We start from the raw sequence: 14,202 nt of genomic DNA, 5'->3' as shown, positions 1-14,202 counted from the left end.
CATGGCACGCGCCGCGGCCTTCTTCGACCTCGACAAGACGATCATCGCCAAGTCGAGCACGCTCGCGTTCTCGAAGCCGTTCCAGGCCGGTGGCCTGATCTCGCGCCGGGCGGTGCTCCGCTCGGTCTACGCGCAGTTCGTCTTCCTCGCCGGCGGCGCCGACCACGACCAGATGGAGAAGCTGCGCCAGTTCATGTCGAGCCTGGTGGCCGGCTGGGACGTCGCGACGGTCCGCGAGATCGTCGCCGAGACGTTGCACCACGTGGTCGACCCGATCGTCTACGACGAGGCGGTGAGCCTCATCGCCGAGCACAGCCTGGCCGGTCTCGACGTCGTCATCGTGTCGGCGTCCGGCACCGAGGTGGTCGAGCCGATCGGTGAGCTGCTCGGCGCCGACCACGTGGTGGCCTCGCGGCTGCAGGTGGTCGACGGCAAGTACACCGGCGAGATCGACTACTACGCCTACGGCAAGGAGAAGGCCCGCGCCATCCGGTCGCTGGCCGACGAGCGCTGCTACGACCTCGCGCTGTGCCACGGCTACAGCGACTCGGTGACCGACGTGCCGATGCTCGAGATCGTCGGCCACCCCCACGCGGTCAATCCCGACAAGGACCTCCGCAAGGAGGCTGCGGCGCGCGGCTGGCCGGTGCTGGAGTTCGACAAGCCCGTCGCCCTGCGCGCCCGCGTGCCGCTGCCGCCGACCGGGCCGACCCTCGCCGCGCTCGCCGTCGGCGGCGCCGTCACCGTCGGCGGCGTGCTGTGGGCCCAGAGCCGCCGGCGCCAGCACGGCGGCGCCTGAGCCGCCCGGGCCTCACGCGCTCTCGGCGTGGGTCGGGTAGTCGATGTAGCCGCGGTCGCCGCCGGTGTACCAGGTGGCCTGGTCGTCGGGCGCGAGCGGCAGGTGGTCGCGCAGGCGCTCGACGAGGTCGGGGTTGGAGATGAAGGCCCGCCCGAAGGAGACGAGGTCGGCGCCGAGGCCGAGCCAGTGGTCGGCGGCCTCGCGGTCGGCCTGCTTCGGACCGCCGGGGTGCACCGGGTTGACGATCATGGTGCCGGGCCAGGCGCGCCGCAGCTCGACGAGCACGTCCTCGTCGGTGGTGGCCTCGAGGTGCACGTAGGCGAGGTCGAGGGGGGCGAGCTCGGCGAGGAGCGCGAGGTAGGTCTCGCGGACGTCGGTCTCGCCGGCGCCCCAGATGCCCGAGCCGGGCGAGAGCCGGATGCCGGTACGGGCCGGCCCGACCGCGTCGACGACGCCGGTCACCGCCTCGACGGCGAAGCGGACGCGGTTGGCGACCGAGCCGCCGTAGCGGTCGGTGCGCAGGTTCGCGTCGGTGGAGAGGAACTGGGTGATGAGGTAGCCGTTGGCGCCGTGCAGCTCGACGCCGTCGAACCCGGCGTCGACGGCGCGCGTCGCGGCCGCGGCGTAGGAGGCCGCCTCGCCGGGCACCTCGTGGGTCTCCAGGGCTCGGGGCAGGGGCGCGTCGGCCAGGCCGGTGGGCGTGAACACCTGGCCGGTCGCCGGGACGGCGGACGGCCCGACCGGCTGCAGGCCGGTGGTGTCGGCGTGCGAGACGCGGCCGCCGTGCATGAGCTGGGCGAAGATCCGCCCGCCGGCGGTGTGGACGGCGTCCGTGACCGGACGCCACGCGGCCACCTGCTCGTCGGTGTGGAGCCCGGGGGTGCCCGGGTTCGACTGGCCCTGCAGGCTCGGCTGCACGCCCTCGCTGACGAGGAGGCCGGCACTGGCGCGTTGCGCGTAGTAGGTCGCCATGGACGGCGTCGCGAGGCCACCGGCTGCCGCACGTACGCGGGTCATCGGGGCCATGACCACGCGGTTGGGCAGGGGGAGTCCGGACAGGTCGTGGGTGTCGAAGAGGTTGCTCATGCCCCTACGATGAACCCTGACACTGACGTCAGAGGCAAGTCTTGGGAGGCAGATCACGTGCAGGCGACCACGATGCGCATCGGCGAGCTCGCCGAGCGGGCCGGCGTGAGCGTGCGCTCGCTGCGCTACTACGAGGAGCAGGGCCTCCTGGCCTCCACCCGCAGCCCGTCGGGGCAGCGCCACTACGTCGAGAGCGACGTCGGCCACGTGATGTTTCTGCAGCGCATGTACGCCGCGGGCCTCTCGAGCCGCACCATCCTCGAGGTGATGCCGTGCGCCACGGCCCCCAGCGAGGCCAACTCCGACGCCGCCTTCGAGCGCCTCGTGCTCGAGCGCGACCGGCTCAGCGCCCACATCGACGAGCTGACCCGCACCCGCGAGGCCCTCGACCGGCTGATCGTGCTCAACCGCGACCACCGTGAGCGCACGTTCGGGGCCTCGGTCCCGGGCTGATCCTCCGAGGTGGAACCTTCCACCTCCCCACCGCGCGCCCGCGCTCCTAGCGTCGACCCATGAGCTACGACCACCTCGGCTACACCGCGGAGAAGGCGGGCGGCGCGATCTCCCACGCCTCGGCGGAGACGCCTGCCGTCGCGCTGCGCCTCGTGACGACGTACGACGACCGCACCCGCCGCGTCGACATCGCGCTCGCCGGCCAGGAGTCGGTCAAGGTCGAGGACGGCGAGGCGACGAGGTTCCCCACCGAGCGGCTCTGGCCCGTCGTGCGCGAGCTGCTGCCGCCGATGCACCAACTGCAGGCCGACCCCGAGGGTCGCCCGGCCACCGACGACCGCGACCCCGGGCCCGGGTTCGCCGACGACTGCCGCGCCTTCGTCGCCCTGGCCACCGTCGTCGAGGAGAAGGTCAGCGTGCGTACCTGGCTCGCCACCGACGAGGAGCTGTGGTCGGTCACCCCGCAGTCCGACGGCACCACCGCCATCAGCCCGGCCCCCGACGGCGCCGTGGCCGACCTGCTGGTCTGGGACGTCACCGCCGCCCTCGAGGAGCTCGTCTCCCAGGCCGAGCGACGCGCGTCATGAGCACCACCATGAGCACCGCGTCATGAGCGCCGCCATGAAGGGCATGGACACCGAGGCCGGGCAGGCTGCGTCCGTCGAGCTCGACCAGGGCTCGCAGAAGATCGCCGAGCTCGCCACCCGCCTCGACCAGGCCTTGCACTCCTTCGCCTGGACCGGCCTCGACGCCGAGCGGACCTTCGACACCTGGCAGAGCTCGGAGCGGCCCGCCCTCGACGGCACGGTGGCCCAGCTCGCCCAGATGGCGCTGTTGATCCGGCAGGAGGCACAGGCACAAGACACCGTGTCCGGCCAAGGCGGCGGGACGACGTCGGCCGCCACGACCACGCCTGGCCGACAGGGCGGCGTCCTGGGCTTCCTGGGCAAGGTCGGCGACTTCATCACCACCCGCGTCGACGCCGCGATCAGCGGCGTCACCCGCACCCTCGGCCACGCGGGCGACTTCCTCGGCAAGGTCGGCGACGTGCTCACCGGTCGGGAGAACCACTCGGTCTCGGAGATCGCGGCCAGCGCCCTCTCGACGCTCGGCTCGGCGGTCGGCACCGTGGTCGACACGGTCGACGGCGAGGACAGCAACTGGTTCGGCGAGGGCACCGGCGTGGCCGGAGCACCGGTCGACGTGCCCACCGACCCCGCCCTGGGCACCGATGAGCGGCCGGCGGTCACGCGGCCGACCGACCTGGCGAGCATGATGCAGAGCGTCACCGACAGCTACCAGGTCGGCAGCCACGCCGAGGGGGGCGACGTCCGGATCACCCGCGTCGACAACGGCGCCGGCCCGGCCTACGTCGTCTCGATCCCGGGCACCGAGTCGTGGTCGCCGTCCGCCGGGCTCGAGCCGCGCGACCTGTCGGCCAACCTCGGCCTCGTGGCCGGCAACCCGACGGCGGCCGCCGAGTCGGTGCGGGCGGCGATGGCGGCAGCCGACATCCCGCCCGGCGCCCCGGTGATGCTCGTCGGGCACAGCCAGGGCGGCATCATCGCCGGCCAGCTGGCCTCCGACCCGGCCTTCGTGCGCGAGTTCGGCGTGACCAACGTGCTCACCTACGGCGCCCCGATCGACCACATGTCGCTCGCGCCGGGCGTCGAGGCGCTGCAGGTGCAGCACCGCTTCGACCTCGTGCCCCGGCTCGACCTCGGCGGCGTGACCCTCGACGGCACGAACCCGAACACGCCGGTCACCGCGGTCACGCTCGACAGCCCCGGTGGCGTGTTCGGCGTCGTCACCAACCACGACCACACGCAGTACTCGAACTCGGTGCGCGAAGCCATGGCCTCCGACACCGAGGCGGGTCGTATCCTGCGGGACTACCAGTCCACGCTGGCGCCGTTCCTGGTCTCGCCGACCGGGTCGGCCACCGCGATCGACGTCCCGGTGACCCGCCAGCCCCAGCCCTAGCCAGACAACGAGGTACGCCGTGGGCCTGCTGTCGAAGATGCTCGGCGGTCGCCCGGGCGAGACCGCGATCAACGAGACGATCAAGGACGCCGTCCGCGTGCTGCCCGGCGTCACCGGTCATACGCTGCGCTACAACCATCAACCAAATTCGTCGGGCGCAGTGTCCGGGCAAGTCGAGGTGGCCGACTCGGCCACGTTCCTCGAGGTGCTGCGGGTGCTGCGCCGCACCCTCGGCCCGCTGCTCGGCAAGGGTGCCGACGGAGTCACCTTCTACCTCACCGGCCGCACGCCCGACGGCGCGTCGGTGGCCCCGGGCGACCTCGGGCTCGTGCAGCCGCCGACCGGGCACGAGATCCAACGGCGGCTGCTCTCCTGACGAGACCGACGACGGACCACGTGCAGGTGGCGCCCAGGTCTCGAGGACCTGAGCGCCACCGCTGACACGTGAGACCGATGGCTACCAAGCGTGCAACTCTGCTTGCTGCCCCGGGAGCATCCCGAGGACAGGCGCCCTGTCGGAAGGGTGGTTCGCCGCGTGGGTACCCGGCTCACGTGCTGCTCTTGAGTTGTGCTATGTCCCATGTGTACGCCGGTGTGACGCCGGTTACAAGACTTGACTTTCGCGCCGGCGGCGAGGCGGCCGGTCAGCGGCGCACCGGACTCGCCTCGGCCGCGGCCGAGAACGCCTCGGCCGCGTAGAGGGTCCAGGCGTGCACCCCGGCCGCGCCGCCCTCGGCGTAGCCGCGCAGGTTCGACTCGTACGCCGCCCGCAGGGCCAGGTGGGCGGCCTCGGGGACGACGAGCGACTTGGCGTCGACGCCGCGGGCGACGAGCACGAGCCGCTCGACGGCGCGGGCGACGATGCCGTTGTGGGAGGCGAACGGCGCGGCGGTGACCAGCTCGGCGTGCACGAGACCCGCCACCAGCAGGGCCGGGGCCTCGGTGGTGGAGGTGAGCACCGAGGCGATGTCGCGCAGCCGGGCGGCCGACTCGGGGTCGCGGGGGCGACCGAGTCGCTCGGGGTCGACCGATGCGGCGCCGGCGAGCGCGTGCACCCGCGCGAGGGCCTGCAGCGGCGAGCGCCCCACCGTCGGCACGAGCGAGAGCAGCTCGGTCGAGACGCGCACGCTGTCGGCGGCGATCGCGTCGGCGGTGCCGGCGCGCACCTCGTCGAGCGACGACGTCGAACCCTCGAGCACGGCGCTGGCGTGGGCGCCGCGCAGCAACGACTCGGCGGTGGTCTCGGGCGTCGTCCGCCGCAGGCCGCGGTCGCGGAGCACCGTGTCGATGGAGTCGCGCGCCGCCGCGTAGGCCGAGGGGACGCCCTCGAGGGTCACCAGCCAGGCCAACGGGTCCGCGCTCACGCCGCCACGTTACTGATCACGGCTGCTCGCCGCTCGGGCGCCAGCGCGTCGAGCCCGACGACGCCGGTCCCGGCCGTACCATGGACAGCCATGGACGACGACCTGCAGCGCCGCGCGCGCTCCTTCGGCGGGGTGGCCGACGCCTACGACCGTGGCCGGCCGTCCTACCCCGACGACGCCGTGTCCTGGCTCCTCGGCACCGACCTCCGCGGCGGCACCGACGACCGCCCGCTCTCGGTGCTCGAGCTCGGCGCCGGCACCGGCAAGCTGACCGAGCGCCTCGTCGCCCTCGGCCACGACGTGCACGCCACCGAGCCCGACGAGCACATGCTGGCGATCCTGCGCGACCGGCTGCCCGGCGTCCGCACCTCGCGCACCGGCGCGGAGGAGATCCCGCTGGCCGACCGCTCGGTCGACGTCGTCGTCGCCGCGCAGTGCCTGCACTGGTTCGACCCCGAGACGGCCTTCGCCGAGATCGCCCGCGTGCTGCGCCCGGGCGGCCACCTCGCGGCCGCGTGGAACGTGCGCGACGAGCGCATCCCGTGGGTGCGCCGGCTCGGCCGCATCATCGGCACCCAGGACACCACCGCCACCGTGGCCACCACGCTGTCGGGCCTCGAGGAGTTCGCCGAGGTCGACGAGGCCTCGTTCAAGCACTGGCAGGTCGTCGATCGCCGCTCCATCCAGGACCTCGCCCGGTCGCGCTCGAACGTCGCCGTGCTGGACGACGCCGCCCGCGAGCAGCTGCTGGCCGACGTCCTCGCGCTCTACGACGACTACGGCCGCGGCATGGACGGCATGCAGCTGCCCTACCTGACCCGCTGCTACCGCACGGTCGTCGCCGACCGTCCCGAGCCGGTGGCCGTCGAGCCCGAGCCGGTGGAGCCACCGTTCGAGCCGACCGTGCCGATCGCGCTCGCCGGCGACGACCCGATGCACGACTCCGCCGACACGATCCCGCGCGTCGCCGCGGGTCTCGACGACACCGGCACGCTGCTCATCGACTTCCGCTGAGCCGCTGAGCCGCTGAGCCGACGAGCCCGCCGGTGCTGCCGGCCGCGGCTCCGGCGGCATCGTTAGCCTGTCCGTCATGACCGGCAGCATGGTGTCCGCGTACGGGCGAGTGCGGCTCGAGGGCGGTGGCAAGACCGTGGCCATGCTGGCGCGCAACCGCATGATCACCACCCGGCTGGGCATCCCCAGCACCGTGCTGACCTTCGACGCCTCGCCGTCCTACGCAGCGGTCCGCGCCGGTCTCCTCGAGCGCGGCGACCTCGTGCCCGGCATGCAGCTGCTCAACACCTACGAGTGGTACCGCGAGGCCGCCCGGCCCGAGACGGTCGAGGGCGGTCGGCTCGACGACCTCGGTCATCTGACCCCCGTCGACAGCCCGCACCCCGACGGCAGCGTCCACCGCACCGAGTACCTCGACGGATCCGGCGACGTGGTGGCCCGTGACTACCGGCGCAGCGACGGGAGCGTCTACGTGCGCATCGCGCAGGAGGCACCGCGAGCGCAGCTGGTCGACCCCGACGGCGAGATCGTCCGGTCGTTCCCCGGCGTGCCCGCGTGGCGCCGGCACTGGCTGCGCACGCTCGTGCAGCAGCAGGGCACGATCGGCCAGACGGTCGTGGTCACCGACACCGACACCGTCCTGAGGGAGCTGTGGCAGGTCGACGCCGACGTGCGGTTCGTGCACGTGCTGCACGAGGTGCACGTGCAGATGACCGGCGAGCCCCCGGCTAGCGCCCCGATCCGCCCGAGCCTGCAACCGGTCCTCGACCAGCTCGAGCGCCTCGACCGGCTCGTCGTGCTCAGCGAGGTGCAGCGCGACGACGTCGTCGTCCGGCTGCCCGCAGCGCTGCGCGATCGGGTCGTCGTCCTGCCGCTCGACATGGAGACCGTCCCGCCGACGGTCACCAGACGGGCGCGGGCGAGCTTCGTGATGCTGGGCCGCCTCGCTCCGATGAAGGCGGTGCACGAGGCGATCGAGGTCTTCGCCCTGGTCGTCGCACGCCGTCCGGAGGCCCGCCTCGACGTCTACGGCGAAGGGCCGCTGCGCGACGAGCTCGAGCGCCTCATCGCCGAGCGCGGCCTCGAGACGCACGTGGTGCTCCGAGGTTTCGACGGCACCGCCCGCGACCGCCTCTCCGAGGCCACGGCCTACGTGCTGACCAGCAGCAAGGAGACCTTCGGCCTGGCCGCCCTGGAGGCGCTGGGACGCGGGTGCCCGGTGGTGGCCTACGACGTGCCCTACGCGCCGTCCCGCATCCGCGACGGCGTCGACGGCTTCCGCGTCCCGCCCGGCGACCGGCAGGCCATGGCCGACCGCATCGTCACCATGATCGACGATCCCGACCTCGTGCAGAGCATGGCGACGGCGAGCCACGAGGCTGCCGAGCGCTACGCTCCGGCCCGGGTGGTCGAGGAGTGGCGCTCGCTGCTCGCCGACCTCTGACCGGCCCGGACGGTTCGATAGGTTGCGGTCATGGTGGACCGTCTCGTGCTGCACATCGGGACGCCGAAGACCGGGACGACCTACCTGCAGTCGCTGCTACGGACCAGCCACCGCGAGCTCCGCGACGCCGGCGTCCTGGTGCCCAACTCCGGGGGCGTCGACCGGGTCCGCATGCGCTCGGAGATCGTCACCGGCCTCGACGGTGCACCCGGGTCGTTGATGACGCGCGTGCTCGACGAGCTCGCCGCGCACCCGGGCACGGCGGTGCTGAGCGAGGAGTGGCTGGTGCTCGCCGGACCCGACCACGTCGCCCGCCTGCTCGAGGCCGTGCGCGACCGGTGCGGCCCGGTCCGGGTCGAGGTCGTCGTGACCACCCGCGACTTCACCCGCCTCGTACCCGCTGCGTGGCAGGAGGTGCTCAAGACCGGCCGGGGGGACGACCTCGACCACTTCGTGACCCGGATGGACCGACCCCGTGCCCGATGGGGCTGGAGCAGCCTCGATCCCGTCCTCGCGGCGCGGTCCTGGGCCGCGCACGTGCCGGCGGACCGCATCCACGTCGTCGTGGCCCCCTCCGGCGGCGGTCCCCTCGAGCTCTGGAGGCGGTTCTGCCGTGCCGCCCGTCTCCCGGACGCCGCGGTGGTGCCGTCCGACCGCTCGTCGAACGAGACCCTCGGCGTCGTCGCCGCACGTCTCCTGCAGGAGGTCGGCCCGGGCCTGGCCTCCGGGATGCATCGCGACGGGGACGACGTGCACGCCCGGTACCGCTGGCTCCAGCGCTACGTCAGTCACGACGTCCTCCGCTCGATGCCGCGCGAGCCGATCGCGCTCCGGGCCGACGACCACGCCGCCGTCCGCGATCGTGCCGCCGCGACCGTGCGCGCCATCGCTGCGGCCGGGTGGTCGCTGACGGGCGACCCGCACGAGCTGATCGGGCCGGCCGCGCCCCGAGGGCGACATCCCTCGCACGTCACGCCGCTGGAGCTGTTCGCCGCGGCCGGCCAGGCGATGGGCCGGGTGCTGGGCGACCTGCGCGACGCGAGCGAGCGACCGACCCCGACCTGACCGCTGAGCCCGACCGTCCCGGCAGCGGACGCGACGGTCGTGAGCCCGGCGCTGTCAGAGGCCGGCGAGCAGGGTGCGCCACTCCTCGGCCACGCGGGCGGGTTCGTAGCGTCGGGCGGCGGCGTGGCTGGCCTCGGACATGCGCTGGACGAGGTCGGGGTCGTCGATCATGGTGATGATGCGTTCGGCCATGGCCTGTCGGTCGCCGGGTGGGACGCGGAAGCCGTCGACGCCGTCGTGGATGCGTGCTGGGGCGTAGGGGACGTCGTAGGCGACGACGGGGCAGCCACGGCCGAGGGCCTCGAGTGCAGCCAGGCCGAAGGTCTCCTTGCTGCTGGTCAGGACGTAGGCGGTGGCCTCGTGGAGGCGGTCGCGGGCGGTCTCGTCGAAGCCGCGGAGCCTGACGTGGTTCGCGAGGCCGCGTTGGGTGATGAGCTGTTCGAGCTCGGGGCGCAGGGGGCCTTCGCCGTAGACGTCGAGGCGGGCCTCGGGGCGGTGGGCGACGACGAGGGCGAAGACCTCGACCGCCTCGTGCACCGCCTTGACCGGGGTGAGACGGCCCAGCATCACGAAGCCGGCCCGCGCTCGTGGGGCGACCGTCGCAGGGACGCCCTTCGCGTCGAGCGGGGGTGCGGTCTCCGTGTCGAGGGGCAGGACGACGACCCGGTCGCGCAGCACCGGGGGCAGCCGGACGACGACGTCGTCGCGCTGCACCTCGCTGAGCACGACGAGCCGGTCGAGGCGCTCGAGCTGGTCGAGGACCGGTTGCAGGCTCGGGCGGATCGGGGCGCTGGCCGGGGGCTCGCCGGTCATCTGCACGTGGACCTCGTGGAGCACGTGCACGAACCGGACGTCGGCCTCGACCTGCCACAGCTCGCGCAGCACGGTGTCGGTGTCGGTGACCACGACGGTCTGCCCGCTGGTGTGCCCGCTGGTGTGCTGCTGACGCACGAGGGTGCGCAGCCAGTGCCGGCGCCAGGCGGGAACGCCGGGGAACGAGCGGACCACGACGCCGTCGGGGTCGACCAGCTGGGCCCGTGGCGCGTCCTGGGCGATGCGGACGTAGACGCTGCCGTCGTGGCGGCGGTAGTCACGTGCCACGACGGTGCCCGCCTCGTCGAGGTACTCGGTGCGGTGCACGCTGCCGTCGGGATGCGGAGTGTCCACGGGCTCGAGGTGGGCGAGGTCGACCAGGCGACCACCCCCGCCACGCTCGCCGGCCTCGACATCCTCGCCGGTCTCAGGTCGGGCGGTGTCGCGGTACCACTCGTAGGTGTTGAGCAGCTGCATGCCGGGCGCGAGGTCGCCGCGCTCGAGGAGACCGTCACGGACCGCGGCATACGACGGCGAGGAGTCGAAGGTCAGCACGGTGGTCGGGATCGCCAACCGGGTGGTGATCATCCGGTTGCGCGCCAGCATCGCCACCGTCTTGCCACCGCCCTCGAGCCGCACTCGCCCGTACGCGGACACGATGCTGCCGGTCGTGCTGCCGGTCGCCGCCGGCACTCTGGACGCGCCGACGGCCGAGGTCGGCCCATCGCCGCGGGTCGGGCCGCGTCGTCCCCTCACCGCTCGCAGCGCACCCGGCGCTCGGCCACGCACCGGTCACGCCCGGCTCGCCCGTCGACCCGGTCACGGCCAGGGCCACCGCTGAGGTCGTCGTCGCCGAGCGAGCCGACGATGCGGTCGCGGCCGGGGCCGCCATGGACCACGAGTCCGCGACAGGACGCCGGGGCCGAGGACAGCTCGCCGAGCAGGTCGAGCCACGCGCCGCGTGCTCCGGCCTGCCGGACGACGTCGGCCCCTCCGCCGGCTCGCACGCGCCCGCAGTGGAGGGTGATGCGATTGGCACGGGCGTCCCCGACGATCATGGCCCGCTTGCTGGTCGTCACGTCGGCGACCGACTGCAGCCGCAGGAGCAGCACCCCGGGTCGGAGGAGCGAGGACGCCCGCCCGCGTGCCAGATCGACCCGCACCTCGGTGTTGACGACCTCGAGCCGGTCCCGGCCGGCGCCGGCGTCGAGACGGCCGCGGGGCAGCGAGCGGCTGTAGCGCACGACGTCGTCGCCCGCCCGCATCGAGACGTCTCCGCCACCGGCGTCCAGGTGCACGGTGTCCGGTCCGGCCGTCCCGACGACGTCGACGCGACCAGCCCGCACGCCGTGCACCTCGACGGCGCTGCCGGTCGGCGCGGCGAGCCGCCCGGCGACCGTGAGGGTGCGCCGGGGAAGGTCGAGCACGTGTGGGCCGAGGGTCGCCAGGCGGAACTCGACCTGGTCGCGCCCCGGTCCCCCATCGATCGCCGCTCCGGCATCCATGCCGGCTCCGGCCACGCGGACGACGTCGTCGCCCGGGCCGAGGTCGACGCGGTCGCCCTGCTGCGGCGACTCCCACGACCCGACGAAGACCTCGTCGTCACCCGCGCCGGTGGAGATGACGTCGTCGCCCTGGTAGTCGTCGAGGGCACGGTCGGCGGTGTCCGGGTCGTTGTAGTCGATCCACTCCTGGAGAACCCACTTGCGCGGGAGGTCGAGCCCGACGACGTCGCGCGTCGGGCCGCCGACGAAGCGGTCGTCGCCCGGCCCCAGCCAGACGACGTGCTCGGGCACCGAGCCGTCCGTGGTCACCGAGTCGTCGCCCTCACCGGCGTAGACCCAAGGGCCACCGGCACAGATGGTGTCGTCGCCCCCGAGGGCCTCGATGGTCCCCGCGCCGACGATGACGTCGTCCCCCTCGGTGCCCGTGACCGTCTCGGTGCCCACGCCGACGATGGTGGCCACCTGGCCCTGGCACAGCACCGGCCCGGCCTGCGCCGCGGTGGACGGGACGACGCACAGCGCGCCGGCGGCCAGGCCGAGGACGACGGCCCGGGCCGCCGCGGTCGTGAGGAGGAGGGTCATGCTCCCCCAACGGCGACGAGGCCGCCGCTGTTGACACGGGCCGACGCCGGGTGTGGTCGGATGAGGGTCATGGCACGGCTGTGGCGGCGCACACACCTCGGCACCGAGGCCGACCGCGCCACGTTCCGCACGCTGCACCGCGCTTCGCTCGCCGCGCCGGCGCTGCGCGAGGGCCTCACCCAGACCAGCGCCGAGCGGGCCGCCGGCCACCTGCGCGCCCTGCTCGGCACCCCGGCGCTCTCGGTCACCGACACCACCGGCTGCCTGGCCTGGGACGGCGTCGGCGGCCACCACGACACCCAGGTGCCCACGCTGCTGCGCGCCACGCTCGAGCGCGGGCGTACGCGCAGCTTCGACCGCGGCGACCTGGTCTGCGGCCGCTCCGGCTGCGAGGTCCGGACGGCGGTGGTGAGCCCGCTCGTCGTCGACGACCGCATCGTCGGCACGCTCGCGGCGTTCGCGCCCTACCAGACCGCGGGGCTCGCCCGGGCCACCGACGAGGTCGCCACCTGGGTCTCGAGCCAGCTCGCGCTCGCCGAGCTCGAGCTCTCGCGCAGCCGGCTCGCCGAGGCCGAGGTGCGCGCGCTACGGGCCCAGATCAGCCCGCACTTCATCTACAACTCGCTCGGCGCCATCGCCAGCTTCGTGCGCACCGACCCCGACCGGGCCCGCGAGCTGCTGCTCGAGTTCGCCGACTTCACCCGCTACTCGTTCCGTCGCCACGGCGACTACACGACCCTCGCCGAGGAGCTCCGCTCGATCGAGCGCTACCTGCTGCTCGAGCAGGCCCGCTTCGGCGACCGGCTCCGCGTGACGCTCAGCGTCGCGCCGGAGGTGCTCACGGTCGCCGTCCCGTTCCTGTGCGTGCAGCCGCTCGTCGAGAACGCCGTGCAGCACGGGCTCGAGGGGGTCGCCCGCACCGGCCACGTGCGCATCACGGCGTTCGACCGCGGCCAGGACGCCGTCATCGAGGTCGAGGACGACGGCGCCGGCGAGGACCCGGAGAAGGTCCGTCGCGTGCTGGCCGGCGACACCTCGTCGGAGTCGGTCGGGCTCGGCAACGTCGACGCTCGGCTGCGCGCCACCTACGGCGACGACTACGGGCTCGTGGTCGAGACGGCGCCCGGCGCGGGCACGAAGGTCGTCGTCCGGGTGCCGAAGTTCGCGGCAGGGGTGTCGGCATGAGCACCCCACCACGTTCTTCGACTCCCCCGCTTCGCTCCTCCGTCGAACAACGCGGCGGGGACCCCGCATGAGCACCCCTGCCAGAGGCTTGCGCGTGTTGGTGGTCGACGACGAGCGACCCTCGCTGTCCGAGCTGGAGTACCTCCTCTCACGCGACGAGCGGGTCGCGTCGGTGCGCACCTGCGACTCCGCCACCGACGGCCTGCGGGTGCTGCGCGACGGCGACGTCGACTGCGTCTTCCTCGACATCCAGATGCCCGGGTTCACCGGGCTCGAGCTCGCCGAGGTGCTGAGCCGGTTCAAGCAGCCGCCGCCGATCGTGTTCGTCACCGCCCACGAGGCGCACGCGGTCGAGGCGTTCGACCTGCAGGCGGTCGACTACGTGCTCAAGCCGGTGCGCGCCGAGCGGCTCGCCGAGGCCGTGCGCCGGGTCGTCGACGGCGGCGACCGGGCGCCGGCGGCGTCGTCCGACGTGCAGATCCCGGTCGAGCGCGGCGGGGTCACCCGCTTCGTCGCCCGCTCGGCCGTCACGCACGTCGAGGCGCAGGGCGACTACGCGCGGTTGCACACGGCGTCCGACCACCACCTCGTGCGGGTGCCGCTGTCGACCCTCGAGGAGGAGTGGGCCGACGCGGGCTTCGTGCGCATCCACCGCTCGGTGCTGGTCGCGCTCGACCACGTCTCGCAGGTGCGCATGGACGCCGGGCGCTGCAGCGTCGTCGTCGGCCCGCCCGAGGCCGGCGTCGAGCTGGTCGTCAGCCGCCGCAACACCCGCGACCTCCGCGACCGGCTGCTGCGGCGGGGTGAGTCCTCGTGAGCGCCGCCGCCGGGATAGTCCCGGACGACATCGTCGCTTTTCGGCCGCGAGAGCGACGAGATCGTCAGGGACTACCGCCGCGGGGGCACCGA

General features: G+C 73.8%; 14 protein-coding genes. 10 read left to right on the top strand and 4 right to left on the bottom strand.

The window, feature by feature from the left end; translation table 11 throughout:
* The first annotated feature begins 1 nt into the window (after position 1).
* Positions 2-799 (top strand): HAD family hydrolase, encoded by a 798-nt coding sequence (locus ABFT23_RS04485; RefSeq protein WP_347892891.1) that lies wholly within the window; start codon positions 2-4, stop codon positions 797-799.
* Between the two features lie 12 nt (positions 800-811).
* Here ABFT23_RS04485 and ABFT23_RS04480 read toward each other — a convergent pair whose 3' ends face one another.
* Positions 812-1,885, bottom strand: a complete 1,074-nt coding sequence (locus ABFT23_RS04480; RefSeq protein WP_347892890.1) for an alkene reductase — start codon at positions 1,883-1,885, stop codon at positions 812-814.
* A gap of 57 nt (positions 1,886-1,942) precedes the next feature.
* Here ABFT23_RS04480 and ABFT23_RS04475 point away from each other — a divergent pair, with 57 nt between their 5' ends.
* Genes ABFT23_RS04475 through ABFT23_RS04460 form a run of 4 tightly spaced genes read left to right on the top strand, consistent with a single transcriptional unit; the run spans position 1,943 to position 4,697 of the window.
* Positions 1,943-2,338, top strand: coding sequence for a MerR family DNA-binding transcriptional regulator (locus ABFT23_RS04475; RefSeq protein WP_347892889.1), 396 nt, complete (start codon positions 1,943-1,945; stop codon positions 2,336-2,338).
* A 59-nt stretch (positions 2,339-2,397) separates the two neighbouring features.
* Positions 2,398-2,925 (top strand): hypothetical protein, encoded by a 528-nt coding sequence (locus ABFT23_RS04470; RefSeq protein ID WP_347892888.1) that lies wholly within the window; start codon positions 2,398-2,400, stop codon positions 2,923-2,925.
* A gap of 22 nt (positions 2,926-2,947) precedes the next feature.
* Positions 2,948-4,321: a hypothetical protein gene (locus ABFT23_RS04465; protein WP_347892887.1), complete on the top strand. Its 1,374-nt coding sequence runs from the start codon at positions 2,948-2,950 to the stop codon at positions 4,319-4,321.
* 19 nt (positions 4,322-4,340) lie between these two features.
* The gene (locus ABFT23_RS04460) at positions 4,341-4,697 is read left to right on the top strand and encodes a hypothetical protein (RefSeq protein ID WP_347892886.1); all 357 of its coding nucleotides are present in this window, start codon (positions 4,341-4,343) and stop codon (positions 4,695-4,697) included.
* Between the two features lie 268 nt (positions 4,698-4,965).
* Here ABFT23_RS04460 and ABFT23_RS04455 read toward each other — a convergent pair whose 3' ends face one another.
* Positions 4,966-5,685 (bottom strand): Fic family protein, encoded by a 720-nt coding sequence (locus ABFT23_RS04455; RefSeq protein WP_347892884.1) that lies wholly within the window; start codon positions 5,683-5,685, stop codon positions 4,966-4,968.
* Positions 5,686-5,775: 90 nt separating this feature from the next.
* Here ABFT23_RS04455 and ABFT23_RS04450 point away from each other — a divergent pair, with 90 nt between their 5' ends.
* The 3 genes from ABFT23_RS04450 to ABFT23_RS04440 all read left to right on the top strand — a co-directional run bounded on the left by ABFT23_RS04450 (position 5,776) and on the right by ABFT23_RS04440 (position 9,208).
* Entirely contained in the window at positions 5,776-6,699 is a 924-nt protein-coding gene (locus ABFT23_RS04450; protein WP_347892883.1) for a class I SAM-dependent methyltransferase, read from the top strand.
* A 76-nt stretch (positions 6,700-6,775) separates the two neighbouring features.
* Positions 6,776-8,143: a glycosyltransferase gene (locus ABFT23_RS04445; RefSeq protein ID WP_347892882.1), complete on the top strand. Its 1,368-nt coding sequence runs from the start codon at positions 6,776-6,778 to the stop codon at positions 8,141-8,143.
* A gap of 30 nt (positions 8,144-8,173) precedes the next feature.
* A complete protein-coding gene (locus ABFT23_RS04440) occupies positions 8,174-9,208 on the top strand; it encodes a hypothetical protein (RefSeq protein WP_347892881.1) in 1,035 nt (344 codons plus the stop codon).
* 54 nt (positions 9,209-9,262) lie between these two features.
* Here the strand turns inward: ABFT23_RS04440 and ABFT23_RS04435 are convergent, their stop codons facing one another.
* Both ABFT23_RS04435 and ABFT23_RS04430 read right to left on the bottom strand, forming a co-directional pair.
* On the bottom strand, positions 9,263-10,678 hold the full coding sequence (locus ABFT23_RS04435) for a glycosyltransferase (protein ID WP_347892880.1): 1,416 nt from the start codon (positions 10,676-10,678) through the stop codon (positions 9,263-9,265).
* Between the two features lie 95 nt (positions 10,679-10,773).
* Positions 10,774-12,108, bottom strand: a complete 1,335-nt coding sequence (locus ABFT23_RS04430; protein WP_347892879.1) for a hypothetical protein — start codon at positions 12,106-12,108, stop codon at positions 10,774-10,776.
* 69 nt (positions 12,109-12,177) lie between these two features.
* Between ABFT23_RS04430 and ABFT23_RS04425 the strand changes: the two genes are divergently transcribed.
* Positions 12,178-13,293 (top strand): sensor histidine kinase, encoded by a 1,116-nt coding sequence (locus ABFT23_RS04425; protein WP_347892878.1) that lies wholly within the window; start codon positions 12,178-12,180, stop codon positions 13,291-13,293.
* A gap of 94 nt (positions 13,294-13,387) precedes the next feature.
* Positions 13,388-14,110, top strand: coding sequence for a LytR/AlgR family response regulator transcription factor (locus ABFT23_RS04420; protein WP_347892877.1), 723 nt, complete (start codon positions 13,388-13,390; stop codon positions 14,108-14,110).
* Positions 14,111-14,202 lie beyond the last annotated feature (92 nt).

It is taken from the genome of Nocardioides secundeburneus, from assembly GCF_039939255.1.
Classification (GTDB): domain Bacteria; phylum Actinomycetota; class Actinomycetes; order Propionibacteriales; family Nocardioidaceae; genus Nocardioides.
The sequence above is the reverse complement of the archived record's forward strand: the minus strand, read 5'-3'. Positions and strand labels throughout refer to the sequence as shown.